Source organism: Faecalicatena contorta, from assembly GCF_001404335.1.
Lineage (GTDB): Bacteria > Bacillota > Clostridia > Lachnospirales > Lachnospiraceae > Faecalicatena > Faecalicatena contortus_B.
Genome location: NZ_CYZU01000053.1, coordinates 1 through 25,699, shown reverse-complemented (window position 1 = coordinate 25,699; position 25,699 = coordinate 1). Strand labels below are relative to the sequence as shown.

The following is a 25,699-nucleotide window of genomic DNA, read 5'->3' as shown; positions in this document are numbered from 1 at the left end:
TTTATGTATAGAATGATTCAGGAGAAGATGATGAAAAAAGGACAAGTATTTGAAGGTATCATAGAAAAGGTAGAGTTTCCAAATAAGGGGCTGGTGTGGGTCTCGGAAGAGGAACGGTATGTCACTGTAAAAAACGGGATACCTGGTCAGAAGATTCGGTTTGTGGTGAATAAGTTTAAAAAGGGGAACGCGGAGGGCAGGCTGCTGGAGGTTCTGGAAAAGTCGCCCCTGGAGACACGGGAACCGGTATGTAGTATTTTCCCGGCATGCGGGGGCTGTATGTATCAGACTATGGGGTATGATGAACAGTTGAAAATGAAGGCCGGGCAGGTGAAAGAGCTTCTGGATGCGGTTGTGAAGGATCCTTATGACAATGAAGGGATTAAGGCCAGTCCGAAGGAGTTCCGGTATCGAAATAAAATGGAGTTTTCCTTTGGGGATGAGTATAAGGACGGCCCGCTGTCGCTGGGGCTTCACAAGAAAGGGAGTACTTATGATGTGCTGACAGCAGGAGACTGCATGCTGGTGCATGAGGATATGAACCAGATTCTGTTGTGCGTTCTGGAGTATTTTAAAGAGCGGAATGTGGGGTATTACAGGAAGATGCAGCATGTTGGGTATCTGAGGCATCTGCTTTTGAGACGCGGGGATACGACCGGGGAGATTCTGGTGAATCTGGTGACGACGACGCAGGAAGAACACGATTTAAGCGGGCTTGTGGAGAGGCTTTTGGAGTTGAAATTGGAAGGGGAGATTGTGGGGATTCTTCATATTCTGAATGATTCGCTTTCCGATGTGGTGCAGAGTGATGAGACGCGGATTCTTTATGGGAAAGATTATTTTTATGAGAAGATATTGGGGATGGAATTCAAGATCACTCCGTTCTCTTTCTTCCAGCCTAATTCCAGAGGTGCTGAGGTGCTTTATGAGACGGTGCGGGAGTATATCGGGGATATTCAGGATATGACGGTCTTTGATCTGTTCAGCGGGACGGGGACGATTGGGCAGGTGCTGGCTCCGGTGGCAAAACAGGTGATTGGGGTTGAGATTGTTGAGGAGGCTGTGGAGGCTGCCAGGGAAAATGCAGAGAGGAATGGGCTGGATAATTGCCGGTTTATTGCGGGGGATGTGTTTAAGGTGCTGGATGAGATTGAGGAGAAGCCGGATGTGATTGTGCTGGATCCTCCGCGGGATGGGATACATCCTAAGGCACTGCCTAAGATATTGGATTATCAGGTGGAACGGATTGTTTATATTTCTTGTAAGGCGACTAGTTTGGTGCGGGATTTGGAGATGATATTGGGACGGGGGTACCGGGTGGAGAAGTGTGTGGCGGTGGATCAGTTTTGTGAGACGGTGCATGTAGAGACGGTTGTTCTTTTGTCCAGAAAAACTCCGGATGATACGATAGAGGTCGACTTGAATTTAGATGAGTTGGACGCAACCTCTGCAGAAACAAAGGCTACTTACGAAGAAATCAAGAAATATGTAAAAGAGAAATATCAGTTAAAAGTGTCTAATCTATATATTTCACAGATTAAAAGAAAGTGTGGAATAGAAGTCGGAATCAATTACAATCTTCCGAAATCAGAAAATCCGAAAGTTCCACAATGCCCACCGGAAAAAGAAAGAGCTATTCGGGATGCATTGGAACATTTTCAGATGGTTTCATAAAAAGAATATATGTGAAGCAATAGAAGCGGTCAGAAGTTGCTTTCTGATCGCTTCTTTATATGGGGACTTTATTCTTTGTCCTCTTGGCTTTTTTGGGAACTATCATGGAGCGCATCAAGTTCTTCTTACAGTTTATAAATTCGGTGATGCTGATAACAGATTACTCCGGGAAATCCGGCAGCTATGATAAAAGACAGTAATAGTATTTTTAAAGTGTCCCACCGGGTTTCTATTCCGCTCATTGAAAATCCACCTACCAAATTGCAGAACAGGATATAAAAATATCCGCAGAAAAATCCAATATAGCCCAGTGCAGATAATAGTTTTCTGAGTTTTTTGTGCATAATCATCTCACTCCTTGTAATAGTAATTCTAGCGAATTTCTCGCTAGAATTCAATAGCGAATATTCCGCTAATGTATGATGAGGATAAGAGGTGGAAGCTATGTATCGGAGAATCAGAGATTTAAGAGAAGATGCTGATCTTACTCAGAAACAGATGGGTGAGATATTAAATTGCAGTCAGCGTATATACAGTAATTATGAGTGTGGCGATGTGGATATTCCAACATCGGTGTTAATCAAATTAGCGGAATTTCATAAAACCAGTATTGATTACTTGCTGGAACTTACGGATGAGAGACGTTCTTATCCCAGAAAGAAAAGTGAGAAGTAAAAAACAACCCAGATACGAAAAATCTGAGTTGTTTTTTTGTGAGCGGTAGTGCCGGGAGATTTATTATCTTTCCCAGTCTTTGTGGCGTTTCGGTGTCCGGGGCTGTCTGTTTAAGGCAGATTCTTTTTGGTGAAGTCTTTGCAGGACAGAGTGTAAGGATTCCGTTTCCTGCAATTCAGAATTGATGAGCTTTTCCGCTCTTAGTAGCGTATCGTTTCTGAAAGCTGACTGGAAGGTTCCCTCTAAACGATCTTTCACTTTCTGCATATTTTCCGGTCTTAGTTTTTCCCGTTCTTCCAGTACAGCATCCATATCTTTCGGTGAAATTTTTTCTTTGGTTTCCAGAAAATTCAGAGTACCCTTTTCTTTTTGTTTATCTAAAGAAATTAACTGATCTTTCAGACGTTTCTGTGTATCCTGCATTTTTTCTATCTTGTGTTCGATCGTTTTCACATCGGAATCACTGCGACAATCAAAACAGGAGAGCAGATATGCTTTCCGACTTTTTAACTCTTCGATTTCTTCTGTAAGAGCAGAGATTTGTTGATTGAACTGCCGGATTTGTAAAAACTTCAGAGGACTACAGAGTTTCTTTTCAGCCTGTAAAGATTTTTTCTCTGAGCTTTTTACTACTATTTTGTTCTGAACAGATTTATATTCTTTTACAAGCGGGACAGCTTTATCTAATACTTCTGACATAGCACTTTGCTGTGAAGTGTCATGGAGAATATGATATTGGAGTGTTACCAGACGGCTTCTCAGGGATTCCAGGGCGGATGCAATGGCGGGAATGCTTTCTTTCAGGGCTTTCGTAAGTTTCTGAACCTGTACTTTTAATTCTTTCAGCAAACGGTTGTCTTCTTTGATCTGACGGTTTAAAGCACAGCGTGTAGATGGGATTCCCATTGCTTCCAGATTACGGGCATGATAGCCCTCGTGGATGGTGGGCTGTTCATCCAGTCCCCGGTCTGCGTTGCTCCTGCAGTCAATACGAGCCGAAAGACAATGTTGCTGCAGGGAAAGGTTCACCGCATCTTCCCAGCTTTTTCTCCAGCATAGAAGTTGTTCTTCGCTGTTCCATGCTTCGGAAATAGGGTTCTGGCGTCCATATCGGGTGCTTTTTGGGGATTTCGATGTTCTGGTATAGTCTGGATGATTTTGCGCCTCAGAGGGCGTTAAATAGTTTTTTTTCTTTCCAGATTGATACGGATATTGTTTCTCCCAACCCTCCTGTTTTGCTGCCAGGAATTCCTCGGCAGTAAATCCCTGTTCTTCGGAACCACGGCGGCAGAGATATTCTTTCTGTGTTTTTGCCTGCCAGTGTCCGGCCTGATCCAATGGTCTGACGGTCAGCAGGATATGAGCGTGGGGATTGTGACCGTCTGTGTCATGGATACTGACATCGGTACACATTCCTTTGGAAGTACATTGTTCCTGAATGAATTGCCGGAGTATCTGCTTCCAGTCAGACAATTCCAATTCTATGGGGAGTGCAACAATCAGTTCTCTTGCCAGACGGCTGTTCTTGGCTTTTTCAACGGTTTCCACGGCGTCCCACAAAGTCTGGCGGTCTTTCCATTGGGCAGGTGCGGTATCGGATAAAAAGATTTCACTATACTGACATCCCCGTTTTCGGGTGTAGTCGTGGGTAATACCGTCATAGTCGTTATAAAGCCGTGAACAGGAAGCGTAAGCTGCGGCGGCTACAACAGAGCGTCCCGTTCCACGGCTGATGATCTTGGCTTCTAAATGGTAAATAGCGATAAGCATTCCTCCTTTTGATACAGAATAATGAGGCACAAATAACTGCGAAAAGCTGCCGGTGGCAGGTTTTGCAGACAGCCTGCGGTGGAATATCCGTGACTGTAACTGACAATTAGCAGGAGCAGTATTCTGGATTGCAGGGACAGAACAGGCAGGCTGTACAGTCGATTGCGTTTACGGAAACGACTGGCTCTCGGCAGAGCGCACATGCCCCAGAGGGGTTACCACCGCCCGACTTATCGGGTGGTGAGTAAGTGCGCCCTTCGGGATGAGAAATTGCTGGTGTCAACTAGTGTCAGATTCTTTTGAAACGGTTTAACAATTCCTGTCTGATCTGCGACGGCTCCATTGTCTGGAATTCCGGGAAGATGCTCTCCAAAACGGCACCCTCCTGAATCAGCCTGCGTGTCCGGGCATTTCGCTCTTTCACACGGTTCCGTGCCTGTGCTTCCTCTGCTCTGTGTCTTGCCTGTAATAATTCTTTTCTGATTTCTGTTTGTGTTTTTTTATCTGTCATATTGGCCTCCTTTCTTCTTTGACCGTTTCCGGTCAGATTTTTAAGCAAGTAGTTTTCGGGCTTCTGACATATTAGCTACAGCGTTCAGTTCCCGGATATTCTGGTTGTTGATCTTTAGTGGGACACAACGCTCCAGAATCCGGTCATAGATCCTGCTGTGTGCTAAATCTTCCGGATGTTTTAATTCTTCCAACGTCAGATTTGTTGTAATGATCATAGGTTTCATACTGCGGTAACGGCTGTCGATTACATGGAAGACCTGTTCTAAAGCAAACTCGGAATTTCGTTCCACACCCAGATCATCAATGATCAGCAGGCTGTACTGATTTAAACTATTGATAAATTCATTCCGATCCTGCGGATATATTCCGGTCAGGGAATTTAAGATTTTGGCGAAGTTCGTCATGAGTACGGGAACCCCTTTATCTAGCAGAGCGTTTGCAACACAGCCTGCAAAAAAGGATTTCCCAGTGCCGACATCACCCCAGAGCAGCAGCCCCATGGCCTTGGATTTTATTTCCTCCCAGTGAGTAACATAATTTTTTGCCTTTTCAATTTCCGGGTTGATACCGTTATCGTGAGCAAAAGTGAATTCTCTTAAAGCCGGGTCTTGCAGACCGCTGGATTTCAGCCGGGAGATGTGTTCCAGAAATTCCTGGTGTTTTCGTTTTGCTTCTTCTTTTTCATATTGTTCCTGCTGGCATTGGCAGCGGATGATCGGAAACATGATTTTTCCTAAAAATTCTATCTTTTTCTGCCGTGGGGTGTGGCACTTGGAACAGTAGATCAGACCGTCCGTTTCGCTGATATATTCATCTTCTAAAGGCTGCCGGGGAGAAAGGTTCGGCAGTAGGTTTTGTGGTTTTATCATAGGCTTTCATCCTCCTTACATTCATAATGGCGTTTTACTGAATCATTATTTTTCTTCTCTTTATTATTAGGGGACAGTTTTCTGACTGTCTGGCGGACAGAATTCTGTCTGTCAAAGGGACGGTTTTCTGACTGTCTAACAGACAGTTTTTCTTCTGTCTGTGTTGAAAAATCAGCCGGGACTTTTACATAAATCCGGTTGGGATTCCCGGTTCCCTGACGAGCACGACAGATAAGGTCTACTTGTTCCAAAGCCCTCAGAGAAGTTTTGATGGTTGTCTGGCTTTTGCGAAGTGTTGCTGCCATATCTTCAATGGTGAAATAGGAGAACACATGACCTTTTTTATCAATCCAGCCGTCATTTTTTTGTGATAATCTTGCCCGGTTTAAAAGCACCATATAGAGCAGTTTTGTGGTTTCGGAGAAATCACAGTCCAGAAGAAAACTGGGAAATGCTATATATGGCGGTAGAGTACTGTTTGCAGTAAGAAAGGTTGTCATGCACTCACCTCCCCTCAGATGACGAACACTTATCTATTACAGTATTTTTCATCTGTAACAGGACTTCCTCTTTGTGTTTTCATAAAAAATCCTCCTTTCCGATAATCTTTTGTGCGGATGTTTCGCACAGGATTAGTTTATTGAAAAGAAGGGGGAATGGCATTGAGCCGGGATTGAGTGAGAATTGAGTTACAATGAACTTTCAAATATAAACAGGAATAGTTACAACGAAAAAACGGGTGTATAATCAGGTTAGTAAATATTATTTATTAATCACATCTATTTATGGATTGACAACAGTGAAAAAATAAAGTAAACTAAAGTTAGTTAAAGCTAATTAAAAAACGGCTTAGGTTTAGATAATGGGATAGGTTTATAAAACTATAGAAACGTACATCTGATGTTTTTAATGAAAGCAAGGTGTGCATATTTTTTTTACATGAATTAGTTAAAACTAACTATTAATAAAGAAAACTTACTGGGTAGAGTAGATTCATTTTCAGAAAAGATGTTTAAGGAGAAGTGAAAGAAAATGTCAGAGGAAATGTTAGTATGCCATTGTTCACCTACGTTAGCAGGACTGAAAACGGGAAGTCTTTTTTCATGCCCTTATAGTTCACAAAAGATGATCATAAAAGAAATACGTGAATTTAATCAAAAACTGACACAGAAAGGGATCCGTATTATCCCGGTTCGCATATCAGACAAACGGATGCTGGTTTATGTCTATCGTCCAGAAAAGTTAAAAGAAGATTTTTCTGATGAGAAAACTCAGATCATATTGAAATGTAAGGGATATGATTGTACGAATCCATCACAGTGCATCTGCAGACTGATTCAAAAACTGCAGAGTGACCCAGACTTTCCGCATGAAATAGGTTTATTCTTAGGATATCCGGCAGAGGATGTAAAAGGATTTATTGAGAATAAGGCGGCCTGCAGCAAATGTTCTGGGTGTTGGAAGGTGTACGGGGATGAACAGGCCGCGAGGATTCTGTTTAAAAAATATAAAAAATGCACAGAAATTTATTGCAGGAGATGGAAAAGTGGCGTGGCTGTTGAACAGCTTACGATTACTATATAATCACAAACTTCAGAAAGGAAGGTAAAAATCATGAGTAAAATTGCAGTAGTTTATTGGAGTGGCACAGGAAATACAGAAGCCATGGCAAAGGCAGTACTGGAGGGCGCGAAGGAGAAGGGGGCAGAGGTTGTATTATTAACTCCGGATGAATTTGATGTTTCTATGATGGATTCTTATGATGCGATCGCTTTTGGATGCCCGGCAATGGGAGCAGAAGTATTGGAAGAAGAGGAATTTGAACCGATGTTTGCTTCTTGTGAATCAAAACTTTCAGGAAAAAGAATTGCACTGTTTGGCTCTTATGGCTGGGGAGATGGAGAGTGGATGAGAGACTGGGAGACAAGATGCAAAGAGGCGGGAGCTGTCTTGATTTGTGAAAGCGTGATCTGCAATGAAATGCCCGATGATGAGGGGATTCAATCCTGCAAAGCGTTGGGTGAAAATCTGGATTAATAAATATTGGGGAATGCTGCGAGAAAAGATTTTAATCAGTTAATAGCAGCGTTCCCATAATACGATTTAGAACGCAACCGATGATCAAGAACGGATGATTTTGTAGATATCTGCTATCGGAGCGTTTTATGAATATATTAAAAATGGGAGGTTGGGTATGAGTGTTGTTATTATAGGCGGGCATGATAGAATGGTCTGTCAGTACAAAAAAGTTTGTAAAAGTTTTAATTGTAAAGCGAAAGTCTTTACACAGATGTCTGCAACTTTAAGTAAACAGATTGGGAATCCAGATTTGATTGTACTGTTCACGAATACGGTTTCCCATAAGATGGCCCGGTGTGCAGTGGAGGAGGCGGAACGCTGCAATGCGGATGTAGTGAGATGCCATACAAGTAGCAAAAATGCGTTACAGGAGATTCTTGGAAGTATCTGTATGTAGCGAAATTTTTTTATATATTAAGAATAGATATTGTTTTTGTGAGTTGATAGAGGTATAGGTTATGTCTTTTTTTCAAAATACTTGTAAGCCAAAAGGAATCGGCGGCAAAATTATGGTTCATATGATGAATACTGGTCATTCATCTATGGCTGAATGGGGATTTACACATATGGAAATTCAAAGCGATAATGTATGTCTGGATATTGGATGTGGCGGTGGGGCAAATGTCAGAAAGTTATTAGAAAAAAGTCCGTATGGCAGAGTGGTTGGCATTGATCATTCAGAAATCAGTGTAGAAAAAAGCAAAAAAATCAATAAAGCATGGATAGAAAGTAAGCGTTGTGAAATCCTGCAGGGCGATGTCATGAAACTTCCTTTCAGAGATGAGACTTTTGATGTAATTACTGCGTTTGAAACAATATATTTTTGGCCGGATATCTGTGAGGCTTTTAAGCAGGTGCATAAAATTCTGAAAATTGGAGGAACTTTTATGATCTGCAATGAATCAAATGGTGAAAATCCAAGGGATGAAAAGTGGACGAATATAATACAGGGGATGAAAATTTACAATTCTGAGCAAATAAAAAAATTTTTGGAGGATGCTGGTTTTACAGGCATAAAAGTAGATAAAACGAAAAAAGGGTGGATTTGTGTGGTGGTGAAAAAGTTATGAAAAACAAAAGAAAACGGTGGTATTTATTGTGGTTTGTAGGCTCATTGATATGGATGATAAATTTTTTTTGACAGTTTCGGAAAAGACGGACTTGATTTGGGGGTAAGCATGCAACTTTTAGCCGCAATACTCTCCTTTGCAGCAGGTATTGTTGGGCATATTCGATATAAGAAAGCACGATAAAAATCAATAATGCAATACTAAATATGGGAAATGAAAAGATTTTATGAATAAAACCGGGAAAGTATGAAATTCCCGGTTTTAAAATGCCATTCAATTTATAGTGAGAAGAGAGTTATTTGATATGCTTTTTGAGGGCTTCAAAACTTTCAGAACTGATGACATGTTCTATCCTGCATGCATCTTGTGCGGCAATATCCGGATCAACACCAAGACGTTCTAGCCAGGAAGAAAGAAGAACATGGCGTTCATAAATTTGTGTAGCTATTTCTTTCCCAGATTCAGTTAAATTGATATATCCTTCCGGAGATACCGTGATATGTCCGCTTGTGCGCAGCTTCTTCATAGCCACACTTACGCTGGGTTTTTTAAAGTCTAATTCTGTAGCGATGTCCACAGAACGAACAACAGGATGTTTTTTGCTTAATATTAAAATAGTTTCCAGATAGTTTTCACCAGACGAATTTATGTGCATAGCTTGTCACCTCTTATATCATTCGGATTCTTTTATAAAAATTGTATAGTTATTGTATCATGATTCATGGTATTCAGCCAGATATATTTATAAAAGAAAAATAAAAAAGTATTAAATAATTATTGACAACTCACCGGGATTAGAATATACTAACAACGTCAAATGAGAAAAAAACATCGAATAGCTGTGAGTAAATTTTAAGTATAATTGTAAAAATGACTATAAGGAGCGAGTGGATATGAATTTAACAGAAGCCAAAGAAGGGGAAGAATATATCATTAAGGAAATCTTGACAGATGATGAAGAACTGACCTCTTTTCTGTTTTCTCTTGGCTGTTACAGTGGTGAACCAATTACAGTGGTTTCTCATCTGAAGGGTGGCTGTGTAGTTTCCATTAAGGATGGGCGTTATAATATTGATACTGATCTGGCGAAAGCCATTTCAATATAATAAAAAAATAGTAGTTTTCACTATTTTTTTTGCACAAAGGTTAGTGCATACTAATAAAGATAAGATGCGTATAATTAAAGACGTCGAAAAGGAGGAGAATTATGAGGATTGCTTTTGCAGGGAATCCAAACAGTGGAAAGACGACCATGTACAATGCACTTACCGGCAGGAATGAACGTGTCGGGAACTGGGCAGGCGTTACGGTCGAAAGAAAAGAAAGTCCGATCAGGAAAGGTTATTATGACGGTACAGAGGAGTTGATTGCGGTAGATTTACCGGGTGCTTATTCTATGTCTCCTTTTACATCGGAGGAAAGTATTACTAGCGGATATGTCAAAAATGAAAAACCAGATGCGATCATTAATATCGTAGATGCTACAAACCTGAGCAGGAGTTTGTTTTTCACCACTCAGCTTTTGGAATTGGGGATACCGGTAGTTGTTGCATTGAATAAAAGTGATATTGTCAATAAGAAACAGACACAGATTGATGAAAAACTTTTGTCTGAAAAGCTGGGCTGTCCGGTAATCAAGACGATTTCCACTTCTTCCGGACATGAAGGACTCAAAGAGACTGTAAGTGCTGCGGCTGCATTAAGAGGAAAAGCTCAGAAAGCACCTTATGTGCAGGCGGATATTGATTTCAAAGATAAAACGGCAGTAGAAGCGGCTGACAGAAAGCGTTTTGAGTTTGTAAACGGTATTGTGAAACAAGTAGAAAAACGAAAAGTATTTACAAAAGACAAAAACGTACAGGATAAGATTGACAGCATCATCACTCATAAGATTATCGGTATTCCGATTTTCGCAGCAGTTATCTTCCTTGTGTTCTACATATCCCAGACAACACTTGGTACATGGATCGCAGACTGGCTGGTGGCATGGATCGAGACTTTCCAGGGATGGGTCGGCGGACTGATGGAAAATGCAAACCCGCTTCTGTATGCACTCCTTGTAGATGGTATCATCGGTGGCGTTGGTGCAGTTGTCGGTTTCCTTCCGCTTGTTATGGTCATGTACTTCTTAATTGCATTATTGGAAGATTGTGGATACATGGCAAGAGCTACAGTAGTTCTGGATCCGATTTTTAAGAGAGTAGGGCTTTCCGGTAAATCTGTCATTCCTATGGTCATTGGTACAGGATGTGCGATTCCGGGCGTTATGGCTTGCCGTACAATCCGTAACGAAAGAGAACGTCGTACCACAGCGATGCTTACACCATTTATGCCATGTGGAGCTAAAATCCCAGTGATTGCTCTTTTTGCAGGTGCATTCTTTGCGGACGCATGGTGGGTTTCAGCAACTATGTATCTGGTGGGTATTCTCTTAGTTTTGCTTGGAGCTTTACTTGTGAAAAAGATTACAGGACAAAAATACAGAAAATCTTTCTTTATTATTGAACTTCCGGAATATAAGTTTCCAAGCTTGAAAAGGGCATGCGGCTCTATGCTGGAGCGAGGAAAAGCATATATCGTAAAAGCAGGAACGATCATTCTGGTATGCAATACGGTGGTACAGATCATGCAGAGCTTTAACTGGCAGTTCCAGCTTGTAGAAGAAGGTGCAGAAGGAACATCTATTTTGGCATCCATTGCCCATCCGTTTGCGATTTTGTTCATACCGCTTGGATTTGGAGTGTGGCAGCTTGCAGCAGCGGCAGTGACAGGTTTTATCGCAAAAGAAAACGTAGTTGGTACGCTTGCAGTAGTTTACGGTATCACAAACTTAATAGATACAGATGAACTGGCGTTGGTTGGAAGTGGGAATGAAGTAGCAACTGTTATGGGACTGACAAAGGTAGCAGCTCTTGCTTATTTGATGTTTAACCTTTACACACCACCTTGTTTTGCAGCTCTTGGAGCGATGAATTCAGAAATGAAGAGTGGAAAATGGCTGCTTGGAGGAATCTGTCTCCAACTTGCAACAGGGTATACCGTAGCTTTTGGTGTATATCAGATTGGTACATTGATCACAACAGGATCTTTTGGCACCGCATTTATTCCGGGACTTATCGCAGTTATTGTATTTGCTTTGATTATTCTCTGGAGAATCCGTAAGTCAGATAAAGAGTTTGCTTCAGAATACAGCCTGCATTCTGTAAAATCATAAAGGATAAAAGTTATAGCAGACGGTGGACAGAGAAGAAGTACTTTGTCCACCATTTTTATTAGAAAAGGATGTGAAATGCTCTATGGAAAATATGATAGCAGTTCTTGTTATTGTAATCTTAGTAGGGAGTGCAGCTGCATATCTTATTAAGGCAAAAAGAAGCGGAGTGAAATGTGTTGGATGTCCAGCGGGAGGAAATTGCAGCAGCAAAAATAAAAAGAAAAAAAAGAAATTGACGGGTCCGGTCATCGCAAAGAAAACCATGTTTATTACAGGAATGCATTGTGAACATTGTGTACAAAGTGTGACAGATAGCTTGAATCGGATTGATGGAGTCTCCGCCAGAGTAGATCTTAATAAAAGTTGTGCTGAGATATCCCTTGCCCGTGAAATAGGGGAAGATATCCTGATCTGCGCAGTAGAAAAAGCAGGGTTTTTAGTTGAGTCTATTCAAAGCTAGACCGTGGTATTTCATATGGGAGAAAGCGGGTATGAACGGTGAAAAAGAAAGTATTATTATAAAACTGAAAGAAAATGGCTGCAGAATTACAAAGCAGCGTAAAATGATTTTAGATATTATCCTGGAAGACAGGTGTTCCAGCTGCAAGGAAATTTATGCCCGGGCGGTGAAACTTGACCAGAGCATTGGGATGGCAACCGTTTACCGTCTGGTAAAGGAATTGGAGAATATCGGGGTGCTTAGCAGAGAAATCGTATATAAGTAGCCTGCAAATGACAAAATTTATCAATAAGGACTGTTAGAATTGACTATCTTAAATGAAAGTTGTTACTATGAAAAAATAAACAGAGTCTTATAGAAAAGGAAGTGATGTGGTTGTGAAACAACATAGGTTTTGGGCGTGGGCGTCCGTCTTTTGCTTTTTGATGGTATTCTATACAGGCTATAAACACAAATAATCAGGAGGTGCATAGGATGTTTAGTGATTCTACTTTGAAAAAAATCGGATGTTTTGTAGGAGGAGTCGTATTTGGGACTGCGGGTGTAAAGCTCCTTTCCAGTAAGGACGCAAAAAAAGTATATACAAACTGCACTGCGGCTGTACTGCGGGCAAAAGACTGTGTTATGAAGACTGCTACAACAGTGCAGGAGAACGCAGAGGATATCCTTGCAGAAGCACAACAGATCAATGAAAAGCGTGCACAGGAAGAGGCAATGCAGGTGCAGGAAGATGATGTTCAGGAGGATGGTGCGTCTGAACAGGAAGAAAACGAATAGGTAAAAGATGAGATTTCTTATCAAGCATGAAGTACAGGGCCGTCTCCGTATCCACGTTATCCGAAACCGGATGACATGTACGGAGGCGGATGTTCTTTGCTGGGCTCTTGAAAAACAGGAAAGTGTTATAAAGGTCAAAGTATATGAGCGCACCGCAGATGCTGTGATCTATTATACAGGGGACAGAGAAGAACTGATCCATAAATTAAAAAAGTTTCATTTTGAGAAAGCAGATGTTCCGGATAATGTATTATCAAGTTCAGGGCGTGCTTTAAATTCCGCATACAGGGAAAAGCTGATAGCAAAAACATTGCTCCATTATGGAGGGAAATTGCTCTTGCCAAATTCGGTGAGAAAAATATGGCTTACTTTTAAAGCGGTCCAATATATCGGAAAAGGGATTCGATGTCTGGCCAGACGGAAGATAGAGGTGCCGGTATTAGATGCTACAGCGATTGGCGTGTCCGTGCTGCGAGGAGACTTTAATACTGCCGGTTCTGTCATGTTTCTGCTGGGAATTGGAGAATTGCTGGAGGAATGGACACATAAAAAGTCTGTAGGAGATCTGGCACGCAGCATGTCTTTAAACATAAAGAAAGTATGGCTGAAAAGAGAGGAGCAGGAAGTTCTTGTTCCGGCATCCGATATTTTGCCGGGTGACAGAGTGATCGTACACATGGGCAATGTAATCCCATTTGATGGAGAGGTGTCTTGCGGAGAAGGAATGGTGAACCAGGCATCTTTGACCGGAGAATCTCTTCCGGTACGAAGAACTGAGGGTCAGTCCGTATATGCAGGAACCGTTTTGGAGGAAGGAGAGTTGGAAATCACAGTCAGGGCTGTATCAGGTGCTACCCGGTTTGAAAAGATTGTGACTATGATTGAAGACTCAGAAAAGTTGAAATCCAATCTGGAAAGCAAGGCAGAGCATCTGGCGGACCGTCTGGTACCATATACGCTTCTGGGGACAGGGCTTGTCTGGGCTGTCACACGCAATGTGACAAAAGCTCTTTCTGTTCTTATGGTGGATTTTTCCTGCGCATTGAAGCTGGCTATGCCGATTTCTGTCCTTTCTGCAATACGGGAAGCCGGACAGAATGGAATTACCGTAAAGGGTGGGAAGTATCTGGAGGCTGTGGCAGAGGCAGATACCATCGTATTTGATAAGACCGGTACGCTGACAAAGGCGAAACCAACTGTAAAAGAAGTCATTGTGTTTGGCGATTATCCTGAACCGGAAGCTCTGCGGATTGCTGCCTGTCTGGAAGAACACTTTCCACATTCCATGGCAAAAGCTGTCGTGGATGCTGCAAAGAGAAGAAGTCTGTATCATGAAGAAATGCATTCAAAAGTGGAGTATATTGTAGCCCATGGTATTTCCTCCTATATAGAAGGAAAGAAGACCATAATAGGGAGCAGGCATTTTGTGTTTGAGGATGAAAAGTGCCGGATACGTCCGGAATATCAGGAACGGTTTGATACGCTTCCTGAAGAATACTCTCATTTGTTCCTTGCCATTAACGGAGAATTAGTTGCTGTAATCTGTATTGAAGATCCTCTCAGGGAAGAAGCCGGGGAGATGGTAAGATTTTTGAAAGAAGAAGGTGTTTCCAAGATCGTCATGATGACGGGAGACAGTGAACGTACTGCAGCATCTATTGCGAAACGAGTGGGAGTGGATGAATATTATTCCGAAGTACTTCCGGAAGATAAGGCAGGATTCATTGAAAGAGAGAAAGCGGCAGGAAGAAAAGTAGTGATGATCGGTGACGGAATCAATGATTCGCCAGCGCTTTCAGCAGCAGATGCGGGAATTGCAATCAGTGATGGAGCAGAACTTGCGCGAGAGATCGCAGACATTACGATTGCTGCTGAGGATCTGCGGGAAATCGTAGTACTGAAACGTTTGTCTAATGCGATGATGCACCGTATTCAGGGGAATTACAGGGGGATTGTCGGTATTAATGCAGTGCTGATTGCACTAGGAGTGGCAGGAATTATTCAACCAACGACCTCCGCGTTACTACATAATACTTCTACTTTAGCTATCAGTTTGAAGAGTATGGGAAATTTATTGCCGACTAATTAATATAAAATATTCATATTGTTATAAGTTTTAATGTCTGAATAGTTTGATTTGTAGACTATTCAGACATTTTTAGTAGAGCTCAATAATTGTTGTCCAATTTGTATTCCAGCATTGATATACAATTCTTGTATTTGTTGGTATTTATTATCGATAGCTTCTGGTTCAGATTCCCATACTATTTCATAGATTGCCATAGCTTTTTTGAGATGGGAGGTAGCCTGTTCTATATCAGCCTGTACCAGATAGGCAGTTCCCATAGCTTCCTGAATAATGGCATAGTCCAGACACTGATCGGAATTGTATTCTTTTACCAGCCGGGCACATTTGCGTAAGGAGGATAATCCACGAGACGATTCACCGGTATCTGTAAGGAGAGCTGCATAGTTGCAGATTTGAACAATACTGTCATTCATATAGAGAAGCTGGTATTGTTCTAATAAACTGATTCCCTGCTCCATAGCCTGTTTTGCCAGTTCGGTATTTCCTTGCTGATGATATAGTCCACCCAGATTTCCATATAGATTTGCGGCGAGGTGGGCGTTTTCAGGTGTAACAGGAGAAAGCAAAGACATCGCTTCTTTTTCCAGCTTTACGGCTTTTCCAATATTTCTTTCAAGGGTAGCTTTATAGTCCAGTAATAATGCCCGGTCAGACACGGTTCCGATAGAAGTGTCTTCCAGCAAAGAAGATAGTTCACGCAGGATTCTTTGCATACCATTTTCTTCGTGGTATTTTTCCATATATGGGAAAACATCTTCTAAGAATAATAAATAACCAGAAATATCATCTTTAGTTGTTTTTGTAATAATGTTTTCAACGGTTTGGAAAACAAGTCTGTAGTAGGAAATATCATTGCCGTGTAAAAGGCAGATGTTTTGCAGACTTTCCAGTAAAGGGAAACAGGTTTTTACAGACGGCTGCATATCTGCAACAGCGATTTCCTGTATCATGGGATGCAGTACAATGGTTCTTCCGGTTTTTGGCTGAATAAATCCCATTTCAATTAAATCATTTACGGCATTCAAATCCGGTAAATTCAGCCATGCAGCAAATCTTCGTGCCGGAATACCGGTTAAAGGAATCAGGCACAGACATCTCATTACATCTTGTTGAGTTTCAGAAAGCTGATATAGAGAGAATAAAGTATGTATGTGTCCATAGTAGGTTTCTTTGCTGCTTTGCCCGTCTTTTATAATATTGATTTTATCAGTTGCATCAAGAGCGACATTTTCTTCCAACAATTTTTTTAAGAGCATTTCTGGTTCCAATATTCCGGTTTCCAGTAAGCGTGATGCCAGTTCTACAGCGAGCGTATGGGCATGGACAGCTTCTATGATCTGTTCTATGACATCAGATTTTTCTTCTGTGTCGGAGAAAAATTTTCCTGCAAGTTGCAGAAGCGTTGTTTTATCGGAAATTTCTTCCAACAGCATACAGGAATGTCCGTCCAGACGGCTTCTGGTAGTAAATAATATCTGACAGCGGTATTTGAGTATGACCGAAAGAAAACTGTCCTGCATGGAAGTGGCGTTGAAATTATCTACAATCATCAAAGTATCTTCTTTGAGAGAACGCAGAAAACGGTTGTGTTTTCGGAAGCGTTCTTCATCAGAATCCTGCGGAAGATCATCCGCAAAATCCATGTCTGTAATATCCTGTTTTAAATCACCGCTGTAGGTGAGATACAGGATATTGGTATATTCTTTCTTATACTGCAGGGCATAAGCCTTTGCCAGTTCACTTTTCCCGATTCCGGCAATTCCAGATAAAAATACTTTACTCTCTTTTTCCAACAGAGAATGCAGCACTTCGATTTCTTCAGAACGTCCACAAAAATGCCTGCATGGACGGGGAACGTCATTTCCCATTACAAAATCTGTTAAGACAGGAGAAAGATTTCCGGCGGCTAATAATTTCTTGGTTCGTGTGTCACGTTTCACAAAATTCCGTTCCATTCCGAAACACAGAACCCTTGTTATGAAAATATGTATGGTGTCTATATCAGCGGGAGAATAAGAACAGATTAGTTCCTGTTTTTTTGGCTCTGAAATAGATGTATCCTGTAATACTAACTCATATAATTCTTTTGCTGCCATAGCAGAATCATACATCAGAGGAATAATATGTCGCTGAATGTTTCCTGCCAATTCTAATTGATGTTCTTTATCTAAAAAGTAGGTTACGATCCGGGGACTTACTTTTGCCTGTCCTGTCATCCAACGGCAGACCTGTCCATTGTCAAAATCAAAGTCTATGGCTTCATCGCTGCACATAAACGTGTCAAATAACAGATAGGTAAAATCTATTTGATTCATTCCTTTATCTTCGCTGATATAACGGCGAATGATCGTCATAATCGAACCAAAATCACATCTTTCCAAATAGAATCCCCTCCTGTTCTGTAAAATACTCAATTTCCGCTCAATCTATGCTCAATGAGTTTCTTATGAAATTCCATTAAACTGACATCAGGCTGAACGGAGTTGGTCTAATAGAAATTATAGCACAAATTCCAGATCAGCTAAAGAGTACCGCCGAAAAATGTGTGGTGACAAGAAATATCGGTTTGGAAGGAGGAGCTATGGCACACACAGTTGAATTTGAACGATGTGTTGATTTTCTTGCCAGAATGATAGAAAAATATGGCAGTGAGCTCCTTCAGGAACTGAATGGATTACCGGAGGAGGACAAAGCAGAAGATAACTGCCAGCAAGAGCAGGAACAGAATACATTGGGAAATGATTAGGGAGAGCATAGATGTTGGCTCTCTTTTTTCTTGCGTGATATTTGTGCATTTTACCTATATTGACGAGTATGTGCAGCTACGGTAAAATATAGTTGGGACAAATAAAAAATAAACTGTAATTTGGTATGGAGAATATAAATGAAAAAGCGAAGATGTTATATATACACAAGGGTATCTACGTCTATGCAGGTAGAAGGATACAGCTTGGAAGCACAAAAAGAAAGATTGAGAAAATATGCAGATTTTCAGGAAATGGTGATTGTCGGAGAGTATTCGGATGAGGGAAAGTCAGGAAAAAGTATTGAAGGACGGCAGGAATTTATGCAAATGCTTCGGGATATTGAAGAAGGTAAAGATCGTGTAGAGTTTGTCTTGGTATATAAGTTATCCCGTTTTGGAAGAAATGCTGCAGATGTACTTAATTCTTTGCAGAGAATGCAGGATTTTGGAGTAAATTTGATCTGTGTTGAAGATGGTATAGACAGTTCTAAAGACAGCGGTAAGCTGATGATTTCTGTTCTGTCTGCGGTAGCAGAAATTGAACGTGAAAATATTCTGGTACAGACAATGGAGGGGCGCAGACAAAAGGCGAGAGATGGCAAATGGAACGGCGGATTTGCTCCGTACGGATATAAGCTGTTAAATGGAGAACTGGAAATTGCAGAAGATGAGGCAGAAATCATTCGTATTATTTTTGATAAATATATTCATACCAATATGGGAGTAAATGGCATTGCAGCCTATCTGAATGAGCATGGCTACAAGAAGAAAAAGAGACAGAATAATACGTTGGATGCGTTTGCTACTTCTTTTATAAAGGGTGTCCTTGATAATCCTATTTATTGTGGTAAATTGGCATTTGGAAGAAGGAAAACTGAAAGAGTGCCAGGCAAGAGAAATGAATTCCGTATTGTAAAGCAGGATTCTTATATATTAAGTGATGGTATTCACGAAGCCATTATTTCCGAAGATGATTGGAACTTGGCAAAACAGAAACGAAATATAAATGGAGTAAAGCATGAGAAAATCCATAGTTTGGAGCATGAACATATTTTGTCCGGAATTCTTAAATGTCCAATTTGTGGAAAGGGAATGTATGGAAATGTAAACCGTAAGAAGAAAAAAGACGGAACATTTTATAAGGATTATTTTTATTATGCCTGCAAGCATAGGTATTATGTGAATGGTCATAAATGTGATTACCGGAAGCAGTGGAACGAAGAAAAAGTAAATGATGCGGTAGCAGAAGTTATTAAAAAGCTGGTGAATAATCCGAAATTTGAAGCCGCTATACGTGCAAAAATCAATTCTAAGATAGATACCGGAGAATTGGAAACAGAGCATGAGAACTTGAAAAAACAGCTGCGGCAAGTATTGGGAGCTAAAAATAAGTTAGGACAACAGATGGACAATCTGGATATTTCTGATAAAATGTATGACAGGAAGTATCAGGATATGCAGGATCGGTTAAATGGTTTGTATGATGAGATTGAACGACTGGAAAGTCTGATCGATGATATAGTATCCAGAAAAGAGTATATCCGTCAGCAGAAAATTTCTGAGGATGGAGTGTATCAATATCTTTTGTACTTTGACAAACTGTATGATAAATTCACCGATATGGAGAAAAAAGAATTTATGAACAGTTTTGTTGAAAGAGTTGATATTTACGAGGATGAACAGCCGAACGGAAGATTTTTGAAGCATATAAAATTTAAGTTTCCGGTATTTTTTGACGGTGAAGAAATTCAGGAACTTAGTTGGGACAACGAAACAACAGTTGAGACTATAGTGTTGATACAAAGAAAAACTATGTAGAAATCCTTAATTTTAGGCACTTTTTCAAGCATAGGGTGTTCACTGGCGACGGTGAAAAATACAGAAATAAAGTCATAAAAGATTACATCAATGTTTCTGTGGTGGTTGATATAGAGTGTGGGGATACAACAGAATAAGATTTACAAAGAGGGGTACTGGATAACAACAGTATCCCTTTCTTACGTTTGGGCGTTCAGAAATGAGCGTCTATTTTTTTACTCAAAATCACGAAAGGAGGATTTACAACGATATGAAAAAGATTACGAACCGTCTGCTTGCTGGCGTACTAAGTCTGGCTGCGGTATTCGCCACCTTACCAGCTTCACAGGTACAGGCTGCGGAGAAACAATACTGGACAGACGCACAGGAAAAGGCAGGCTATGTAGAAAAAGTCATGATTGATGGCAGTATCGGTTCTACATTCCATGAGGGCATTATGCAGGTGGAGGGTGAAATCGCCTACTGTATTGACATCAACACAGATTTTCAATCCGGCTACAAGACACGCTCGGACGCAAGTTCCCGTATGAGTGCCGACCAGATTGCTGACGTTGCCCTCTCACTAGAATACGTCAAGCAATATGCAGCCAACCACAATGAGCTGAATTATAAGCAGGTCTATCTATTGGAACAGTGTGTTGTCTGGCAGCGTTTGAGCGTGCATTTAGGGTGGAGCTGTGACAATGTACGAGCTGCCTATGACGAGGTATCCAATGCGGTACAGGACGAGGTATACGCTGGCGCAAAGGCATTTGTAAAAGCCAACAAAGGACGCTACGACTGCGGCGGCTATATCTATTCCGGTGACGGGCAGGAATTAGGACAGTTCTGGGCGAAGCTGGATGTGGGAAATGCGGCACTTCAAAAGGTGTCCACCAATCCCACCATTACCAATTGAAACAACAGCTATTCCCTTGCTGGTGCGACGTATGGTGTCTTTGCTGATAAAGGCTGCAAGGAACAGTTTGCCACCCTTACGACAGATTAGGACGGGTACACCGAAGCGGTAGGGGTAAAAGCTGGTAAAGTCTATATCAAGGAGCTATCTGTTCCGGCGGCAGGTTTCCAGTTGGACAAGACAGTATATCCCTTGACCGTCAAAGCTGGTGAAACATCCACCTTGAAAGTCAGCGATACGCCCAAAGTTATAACCACATTGATTGAGCTTTTTAAGATAGACATGGAAACATCGAAGGGAACGGCACAGGGGGCAGCTTCTTTGGAGGGGGCAGAGTTCGTCTGGAATTATTATGACGGGTACTACGACAAAGATAATCAGCCAGCAAAACCGACCCGTACATGGACGACAAAGACCGTGGCTGAAAAAAGCAGTGACGGAGCGACCCATTACATCACAAAGCTGACAGACCGCTACAAGGTATCTGGCGACAGCTTCTATTTACAGGATGGCGTGCCATGTCTGCCGCTTTGAACACTGACCGTATCTGAAAGTAAGAGTCCGACGGGCTACTTGTTAGAGGGCGCGTATATGCAGGCGAACGGTAGCGAGGAACAAATCAAAGGAATGTATCTGACACAGATTACCAAAGATAGGGAGCTGGCGGTGCTTACAGGCAGTAACCAGTATTCCGTGTCCGACAAAGTTATTCGTGGCGGCGTGAAAATCGGTGATGAAACACACAAGCGCCTTGCTGACGTTCCGTTTCGCATTACCAGCAAGACTACAGGTGAGAGCCACATTGTGGTGACTGATAAAAACGGACAGTTCTCTACCTCTTCTGACTGGGTATCCCATAAACAGAATACCAACAGGGGCAAGACCAGCGAGGACGGTATCTGGTTCGGCACGTCTGAACCAGACGACTCCAAAGGTGCGCTGCTGTACGATACCTACAAGATTGAGGAATTGCGCTGCGACAGTAATAAAGATTTTAAACTCATTCCGGCTTTTGAGATTGTGGTTTCCAGAGATAAGGTAGTCATTGACTTGGGAACGCTCACGGATGATTATGAGAAAGAAATCTCCATCCATACCACTGCTACTGATAAAGCTAAGGGTGAGAAATCAATCGTTGCTGGTAAAGAGGTCACGATTGTGGATACGGTCACGCTGGACGGTCTGAAAAAAGGCACAAAGTACCAGCTCAAAGGCTGGCAGATGGTAAAAGACGAAAATGCCGAGCTTCTTATTGACGTCAAGAACTTGGTGACGTTTGAGGAACTCTACGACGTAACCAATCCCGACAAGCCTGTAAAAGTCACGGAACATAAGGACATAGAGGACGAGGGGCAGACTATTCTTATCACGGAGCGCATAATCAAAATCTATACCACAGCTACCAGCAAAGACGGTGAAAAAGTCATAGAAGCTGGCAAAGAGGTCACAATCGTGGATACGGTCACGCTGGACGGTCTGGAAGTGGGTACAAAATACCAGCTCAAAGGCTGGCAGATGATAAAGGATGAAAATGCCGAGCTTCTCATGGATGGCAAGCGTGTGGAGAGTGATTATACATTTACTGCTGATAAGGAGAAAATGAAAGTGGAGGTCGCCTATACATTCAATGCTTCTGCTTGGCGGTGAGAACTTAGTGACGTTTGAGGAACTCTACGACATCACCAATCCCGACGAGCCTGTAAAAGTCACAGAACATAAGGACATCACAGACGAGGGGCAGACAGTTACAATAAAGGAAGTGCCGGAAACGCCTGTGCACGAAGAAACAAAGAAACCGGAAACACCAGACACGCCGAGCCATAAGGTAACGGACTCCCCAAAAACGGGTGATAACACCAATGTGGCTGCCTTTGCTGTCCTGCTTGGACTCTCTGCTGCTGGTCTTGCTTTTGCAGCCTATAAGAAACGCCGTTCCATGAAGCACGACAGTGATAAATAAAGTGTGAGGTGACTGCCTATGAAGTTGCATACACGCTCGCCGCCTGCCGGATGGTTCAGACTGCCGGATAAAACCTTTATACTGTTTCTTTTCTGTCAATCGTCTTTTTTATTGATAGAAAAAAATAGTCCACTAGGGGGTATGGGGGATTGTAGCTCCCCATGCTCTTTTCTTAAAGCTACGCACATAGAAAGAAAAGAGGTAAAACATATGGAATTAAAACCGTAATCCCTAACATGGAAAAGACATTCGGAAACTTGGAATATGCCGGAGAGGGCAAGACAGAGCAGCGTCGGGTAAACGGGCGCATGACAGTCATTTCCAGAAGTTTCAATCTGTACTCTGACGTACAGAGAGCGGACGACATTATTGTTGTCCTGCCTGCTTATGCCGGAGAGAAAAGTTTTGAGGTAGAAGAAAAGGTAAAACTTATCAACCCGAAAATCACGGCTGATGGTTACAAAATCGGCACACGTGGATTTACCAATTATATCCTGTTGGCTGACGACATGGTGAAAGCATAAGGAGGTCAAGAGATTATGAGATTAACAAACGGAATTATCATAGGCAAAGAAAAGACATTCGGGGTGCTGAAATTCTCTGCCCTAAGGCGTGAGGTACACATCCAGAATGAAGATGGTACGGTATCCGAAGAAATCAAGGAGCGTACCTATGATTTGAAGTCCAGAGGACAGGGGCGCAGGATACAGGTGAGTATCCCGGCTTCTGTGCCATTAAAGGAATTTGACTACAACGCCGAGGTGGAGAATATCAATCCTGTGGCGGATACGGTGGCAACCGCCACATTTCAAGGGGCAGACGTGGACTGGTAAATCAAAGCTGACGACATTGTATTGAAGAATAAGCTTTTTAGTTCCCAAGCATCCAAACCCAAAATTGATAAATAATTTTTAGTAATTGTGTCTAACGCTATAACTTGCTATAATATAAAAAATTAAATTAGGAGTGATTTTAGTGGCAGATACAAAAAAAGAACATTATGTGCCTAGGTGTTATCTGAAAAATTTTGCTCTTCAAAATGAAAAAATAAAAGTGTTTGACAAATTCAAAATGCAAGTTCGAGAACAACGTATCATAGAAGTAGCTATGGAAAATTATTTTTATGATATTAAATTTGAAGAATTGATGCAAAAAATTGAAATTGATAAGCAGCAAAAAATAAAAGATGATTTACAGGAAATTGTAGGTGTAGATAACTGGGAGGAAGTCCTAAAAATTCTTGATGAGAAACATATTGAAAAAAGTTTCAGTCTGTTAGAAGGGGGGTATAGTGAACTGCTCCAAATATTAATAAATAAAAGCCATGATGGGAATGCTTGGGTAATGAAAAATTGTTTTGCGTTTTCTGAACCCGAAAAATCTTTGATGGCACTTTTTGTTGCTATACAGCAGATAAGGACGAAATCTTTTAGAGAAACAGTGAGTGATACTATAACCAAAACCTATCAAACACTTATTTATAAAAATCAAATGGACGATGAGGACTCATTGCCCAAAGAAGCCTTTGAATGTGAAGCCAATTCAGATTTTATAAAGTTACAGCATAGCAGCATGATACTAGATAGGGAAATAGCAGTGAAAATTGCAGAAACATTATGTGATCATATATGGGTCATGTATGTAAATAAAACTGATTATCCATTTTATACATCAGATAATCCTGTTGCTATTATTCCCCACAAAGTTGATAAATACGTAAGTTATGGTGGGTTAAAATCAGAGGGTGTTGAAATCGTTTTTCCTATTTCTTCAAACTTATTACTGGCAATGTATGAAAAGAATACCTATAATAAACTGTTTACGGATAGGAAATTTATTGTTTTAAAAACAAAAGATGAAATTGATTATTTTAATTGTCAGCAGGTATATCATAGTTACAGGTGTGTGTTTTCTGGTAAAAATAATTTTGAACTTGCCGAAGAAATATGTAAAGAGCAACCCCAGTTGCAAGAATATCAATCGCATATAGAAGTTAGCTAAATGTATGTCACAGGCAGTTGATCTTTTGGATTGGCTGCTTTTTTAATGTTCAAGGAGGGATTAACTATATTTTTTCATAAATATAAAGGCAACCGTATTCGAGCTAGTGACAGGTCGCTGGTGGTGCGGTCATTGGGCGGTCGGCTGGTGTGCCTATTTCTTGCGGTCGTGCTACTTTTGAATATCAATACGCTGCTGCATACGGACTGGAACACGGATTTAAAAGAAAAGCGGCTGGCATACGGAGTTTCACAAAATAAGCTGGCGGTGGCGGCTGGCATTACAAGGCAGTATTTTGGCAAGATAGAGTCCGGCAGTGTTGCCCCTAGCGAGGAAATTAAAGAAAACCTGCTGCAAGCTCTGGAACGGTACAACCCGGAAACACCGCTTACCATGCTGTTTGATTATGTACGGATACGCTTTCCCACCACAGACGTGAAATTCGTGGTCGAAACCATCCTCAAATTGAAGCTGGACTTTATGATACATGAGGACTTCGGCATCTACTCCTATCCGGAGCATTATTACATGGGGGATATATTTGTCTTAGTATCCCCCGAACAGGAAAAGGGGGTACTACTGGAACTGAAAGGAAGGCTGCCGCCAGTTTGAAAACTTCCTGCTGGCACAGCATAGGAGCTGGTACGACTTCCTCACGGACGCTCTCTGTGAGGGCGGAGTGTTCAAGCGGATAGACCTTGCTATCAACGACATTGTGGGAATACGGGACATTCCAGAACTGACCGCTAAATGCAGGAATGAGGAATGTATTTCCGTGTTCCGAAGTTTCAAGTCCTACCGCTCCGGCGAGCTGGTGCAGAGCCATGAGGAAAACAAGTCCGGCATGGGACACACGCTCTATATCGGTTCGCTGAAATCAGAAGTCTACTTCTGTGTGTATGAAAAAGATTACGAGCAGTACGTGAAATACGACATCCCTGTTGAGGAAACGCCTGTCAAGAACCGTTTTGAGATCCGCTTAAAGAACGGTTACTATTCACAGTCGATTTAGCGTTCATTCTTTAGGAAGCTCGTAACAGAGCTTCTTTTTCTTTGCCATAATGCACAAACATAGTGGTCATATTT

At 41.5% G+C, this 25,699-nt stretch carries 22 protein-coding genes and 3 pseudogenes; 19 read left to right on the top strand and 6 right to left on the bottom strand.

The genetic code is table 11. The features are described from left to right. Positions 1–30 precede the first annotated feature (30 nt). Positions 31–1,674: a 23S rRNA (uracil(1939)-C(5))-methyltransferase RlmD gene (rlmD, locus tag ARB69_RS20440; RefSeq protein WP_055154877.1), complete on the top strand. Its 1,644-nt coding sequence runs from the start codon at positions 31–33 to the stop codon at positions 1,672–1,674. Positions 1,675–2,118: 444 nt separating this feature from the next. Continuing rightward, positions 2,119–2,349, top strand: a complete 231-nt coding sequence (locus ARB69_RS20430) for a helix-turn-helix domain-containing protein (protein ID WP_055154863.1) — start codon at positions 2,119–2,121, stop codon at positions 2,347–2,349. A 63-nt stretch (positions 2,350–2,412) separates the two neighbouring features. Here the strand turns inward: ARB69_RS20430 and mobQ are convergent, their stop codons facing one another. The 4 genes from mobQ to ARB69_RS20410 form a co-directional block, all read right to left on the bottom strand. Continuing rightward, positions 2,413–4,119 (bottom strand): MobQ family relaxase, encoded by a 1,707-nt coding sequence (gene mobQ, locus ARB69_RS20425; protein ID WP_055154862.1) that lies wholly within the window; start codon positions 4,117–4,119, stop codon positions 2,413–2,415. A 289-nt stretch (positions 4,120–4,408) separates the two neighbouring features. Beyond that, a complete protein-coding gene (locus ARB69_RS20420) occupies positions 4,409–4,630 on the bottom strand; it encodes a hypothetical protein (RefSeq protein ID WP_008689723.1) in 222 nt (73 codons plus the stop codon). 40 nt (positions 4,631–4,670) lie between these two features. Continuing rightward, positions 4,671–5,501, bottom strand: a complete 831-nt coding sequence (locus ARB69_RS20415; RefSeq protein WP_008689722.1) for an ATP-binding protein — start codon at positions 5,499–5,501, stop codon at positions 4,671–4,673. Next, on the bottom strand, positions 5,498–6,001 hold the full coding sequence (locus tag ARB69_RS20410; protein ID WP_055154861.1) for a replication initiator protein A: 504 nt from the start codon (positions 5,999–6,001) through the stop codon (positions 5,498–5,500). The genes ARB69_RS20415 and ARB69_RS20410 overlap by 4 nt, the downstream gene beginning before the upstream one ends. A gap of 532 nt (positions 6,002–6,533) precedes the next feature. Here ARB69_RS20410 and ARB69_RS20405 point away from each other — a divergent pair. The 4 genes from ARB69_RS20405 to ARB69_RS20390 all read left to right on the top strand — a co-directional run bounded on the left by ARB69_RS20405 (position 6,534) and on the right by ARB69_RS20390 (position 8,650). After that, positions 6,534–7,085 carry a DUF3793 family protein gene (locus ARB69_RS20405; RefSeq protein WP_055154860.1) on the top strand — a complete coding sequence of 184 codons (552 nt, stop codon included), beginning with the start codon at positions 6,534–6,536 and terminating at the stop codon, positions 7,083–7,085. 30 nt (positions 7,086–7,115) lie between these two features. Then, on the top strand, positions 7,116–7,538 hold the full coding sequence (locus tag ARB69_RS20400) for a flavodoxin (RefSeq protein WP_008689719.1): 423 nt from the start codon (positions 7,116–7,118) through the stop codon (positions 7,536–7,538). Positions 7,539–7,695: 157 nt separating this feature from the next. Continuing rightward, positions 7,696–7,977 carry a DUF2325 domain-containing protein gene (locus ARB69_RS20395; protein ID WP_055154859.1) on the top strand — a complete coding sequence of 94 codons (282 nt, stop codon included), beginning with the start codon at positions 7,696–7,698 and terminating at the stop codon, positions 7,975–7,977. Positions 7,978–8,038: 61 nt separating this feature from the next. Next, on the top strand, positions 8,039–8,650 hold the full coding sequence (locus ARB69_RS20390; RefSeq protein ID WP_055154858.1) for a class I SAM-dependent methyltransferase: 612 nt from the start codon (positions 8,039–8,041) through the stop codon (positions 8,648–8,650). A 295-nt stretch (positions 8,651–8,945) separates the two neighbouring features. On the opposite strand, the gene ARB69_RS20385 is transcribed toward ARB69_RS20390, so the two are convergent. Continuing rightward, the gene (locus ARB69_RS20385) at positions 8,946–9,305 is read right to left on the bottom strand and encodes a metal-dependent transcriptional regulator (protein WP_055154857.1); all 360 of its coding nucleotides are present in this window, start codon (positions 9,303–9,305) and stop codon (positions 8,946–8,948) included. A 238-nt stretch (positions 9,306–9,543) separates the two neighbouring features. Here ARB69_RS20385 and ARB69_RS20380 point away from each other — a divergent pair, with 238 nt between their 5' ends. The 6 genes from ARB69_RS20380 to ARB69_RS20355 all read left to right on the top strand — a co-directional run bounded on the left by ARB69_RS20380 (position 9,544) and on the right by ARB69_RS20355 (position 15,190). After that, positions 9,544–9,756 (top strand): FeoA family protein, encoded by a 213-nt coding sequence (locus tag ARB69_RS20380; RefSeq protein ID WP_008689714.1) that lies wholly within the window; start codon positions 9,544–9,546, stop codon positions 9,754–9,756. A 101-nt stretch (positions 9,757–9,857) separates the two neighbouring features. Then, the gene (feoB, locus tag ARB69_RS20375; protein ID WP_055154856.1) at positions 9,858–11,864 is read left to right on the top strand and encodes a ferrous iron transport protein B; all 2,007 of its coding nucleotides are present in this window, start codon (positions 9,858–9,860) and stop codon (positions 11,862–11,864) included. A 22-nt stretch (positions 11,865–11,886) separates the two neighbouring features. After that, complete coding sequence (locus ARB69_RS20370) at positions 11,887–12,324, top strand: heavy-metal-associated domain-containing protein (RefSeq protein ID WP_242857644.1); 438 nt, start codon at positions 11,887–11,889, stop codon at positions 12,322–12,324. Positions 12,325–12,355: 31 nt separating this feature from the next. Then, a complete protein-coding gene (locus ARB69_RS20365) occupies positions 12,356–12,589 on the top strand; it encodes a transcriptional repressor (protein ID WP_055154854.1) in 234 nt (77 codons plus the stop codon). Positions 12,590–12,798: 209 nt separating this feature from the next. Continuing rightward, complete coding sequence (locus ARB69_RS20360; protein ID WP_008689707.1) at positions 12,799–13,101, top strand: DUF6110 family protein; 303 nt, start codon at positions 12,799–12,801, stop codon at positions 13,099–13,101. A 7-nt stretch (positions 13,102–13,108) separates the two neighbouring features. Then, positions 13,109–15,190 (top strand): heavy metal translocating P-type ATPase, encoded by a 2,082-nt coding sequence (locus tag ARB69_RS20355; protein ID WP_055154853.1) that lies wholly within the window; start codon positions 13,109–13,111, stop codon positions 15,188–15,190. A gap of 59 nt (positions 15,191–15,249) precedes the next feature. Here ARB69_RS20355 and ARB69_RS20350 read toward each other — a convergent pair whose 3' ends face one another. Further along, positions 15,250–17,571: an Archaeal ATPase gene (locus ARB69_RS20350; protein ID WP_083487166.1), complete on the bottom strand. Its 2,322-nt coding sequence runs from the start codon at positions 17,569–17,571 to the stop codon at positions 15,250–15,252. Positions 17,572–17,771: 200 nt separating this feature from the next. Here ARB69_RS20350 and ARB69_RS27270 point away from each other — a divergent pair, with 200 nt between their 5' ends. The 7 genes and pseudogenes from ARB69_RS27270 to ARB69_RS20320 all read left to right on the top strand — a co-directional run. Beyond that, positions 17,772–17,936 carry a hypothetical protein gene (locus ARB69_RS27270; RefSeq protein WP_167702517.1) on the top strand — a complete coding sequence of 55 codons (165 nt, stop codon included), beginning with the start codon at positions 17,772–17,774 and terminating at the stop codon, positions 17,934–17,936. A 138-nt stretch (positions 17,937–18,074) separates the two neighbouring features. Next, the gene (locus tag ARB69_RS20345; protein ID WP_055154852.1) at positions 18,075–19,754 is read left to right on the top strand and encodes a recombinase family protein; all 1,680 of its coding nucleotides are present in this window, start codon (positions 18,075–18,077) and stop codon (positions 19,752–19,754) included. A 250-nt stretch (positions 19,755–20,004) separates the two neighbouring features. Further along, positions 20,005–22,612, top strand: a pseudogene (locus ARB69_RS20340) (VaFE repeat-containing surface-anchored protein). A gap of 215 nt (positions 22,613–22,827) precedes the next feature. Then, positions 22,828–23,136 carry a YdcP family protein gene (locus ARB69_RS20335; RefSeq protein ID WP_278313953.1) on the top strand — a complete coding sequence of 103 codons (309 nt, stop codon included), beginning with the start codon at positions 22,828–22,830 and terminating at the stop codon, positions 23,134–23,136. A 15-nt stretch (positions 23,137–23,151) separates the two neighbouring features. Beyond that, positions 23,152–23,442, top strand: a pseudogene (locus ARB69_RS20330) (YdcP family protein); the annotation flags it as partial. Positions 23,443–23,587: 145 nt separating this feature from the next. Then, complete coding sequence (locus ARB69_RS20325) at positions 23,588–24,613, top strand: DUF4238 domain-containing protein (RefSeq protein ID WP_055154850.1); 1,026 nt, start codon at positions 23,588–23,590, stop codon at positions 24,611–24,613. 45 nt (positions 24,614–24,658) lie between these two features. After that, positions 24,659–25,613, top strand: a pseudogene (locus ARB69_RS20320) (replication initiation factor domain-containing protein); the annotation flags it as partial. Between the last annotated feature and the right edge of the window lie 86 nt (positions 25,614–25,699).

Bases quoted from the DNA above. Each gene is read 5' to 3' on its own strand.
- rlmD (WP_055154877.1), top strand. From the start codon at position 31: ATGAAAAAAGGACAAGTATTTGAAGGTATCATAGAAAAGGTAGAGTTT.
- ARB69_RS20430 (WP_055154863.1), top strand. From the start codon at position 2,119: ATGTATCGGAGAATCAGAGATTTAAGAGAAGATGCTGATCTTACTCAG.
- mobQ (WP_055154862.1), bottom strand. From the start codon at position 4,119: ATGCTTATCGCTATTTACCATTTAGAAGCCAAGATCATCAGCCGTGGA.
- ARB69_RS20420 (WP_008689723.1), bottom strand. From the start codon at position 4,630: ATGACAGATAAAAAAACACAAACAGAAATCAGAAAAGAATTATTACAG.
- ARB69_RS20415 (WP_008689722.1), bottom strand. From the start codon at position 5,501: ATGATAAAACCACAAAACCTACTGCCGAACCTTTCTCCCCGGCAGCCT.
- ARB69_RS20410 (WP_055154861.1), bottom strand. From the start codon at position 6,001: ATGACAACCTTTCTTACTGCAAACAGTACTCTACCGCCATATATAGCA.
- ARB69_RS20405 (WP_055154860.1), top strand. From the start codon at position 6,534: ATGTCAGAGGAAATGTTAGTATGCCATTGTTCACCTACGTTAGCAGGA.
- ARB69_RS20400 (WP_008689719.1), top strand. From the start codon at position 7,116: ATGAGTAAAATTGCAGTAGTTTATTGGAGTGGCACAGGAAATACAGAA.
- ARB69_RS20395 (WP_055154859.1), top strand. From the start codon at position 7,696: ATGAGTGTTGTTATTATAGGCGGGCATGATAGAATGGTCTGTCAGTAC.
- ARB69_RS20390 (WP_055154858.1), top strand. From the start codon at position 8,039: ATGTCTTTTTTTCAAAATACTTGTAAGCCAAAAGGAATCGGCGGCAAA.
- ARB69_RS20385 (WP_055154857.1), bottom strand. From the start codon at position 9,305: ATGCACATAAATTCGTCTGGTGAAAACTATCTGGAAACTATTTTAATA.
- ARB69_RS20380 (WP_008689714.1), top strand. From the start codon at position 9,544: ATGAATTTAACAGAAGCCAAAGAAGGGGAAGAATATATCATTAAGGAA.
- feoB (WP_055154856.1), top strand. From the start codon at position 9,858: ATGAGGATTGCTTTTGCAGGGAATCCAAACAGTGGAAAGACGACCATG.
- ARB69_RS20365 (WP_055154854.1), top strand. From the start codon at position 12,356: ATGAACGGTGAAAAAGAAAGTATTATTATAAAACTGAAAGAAAATGGC.
- ARB69_RS20360 (WP_008689707.1), top strand. From the start codon at position 12,799: ATGTTTAGTGATTCTACTTTGAAAAAAATCGGATGTTTTGTAGGAGGA.
- ARB69_RS20355 (WP_055154853.1), top strand. From the start codon at position 13,109: ATGAGATTTCTTATCAAGCATGAAGTACAGGGCCGTCTCCGTATCCAC.
- ARB69_RS27270 (WP_167702517.1), top strand. From the start codon at position 17,772: ATGGCACACACAGTTGAATTTGAACGATGTGTTGATTTTCTTGCCAGA.
- ARB69_RS20345 (WP_055154852.1), top strand. From the start codon at position 18,075: ATGAAAAAGCGAAGATGTTATATATACACAAGGGTATCTACGTCTATG.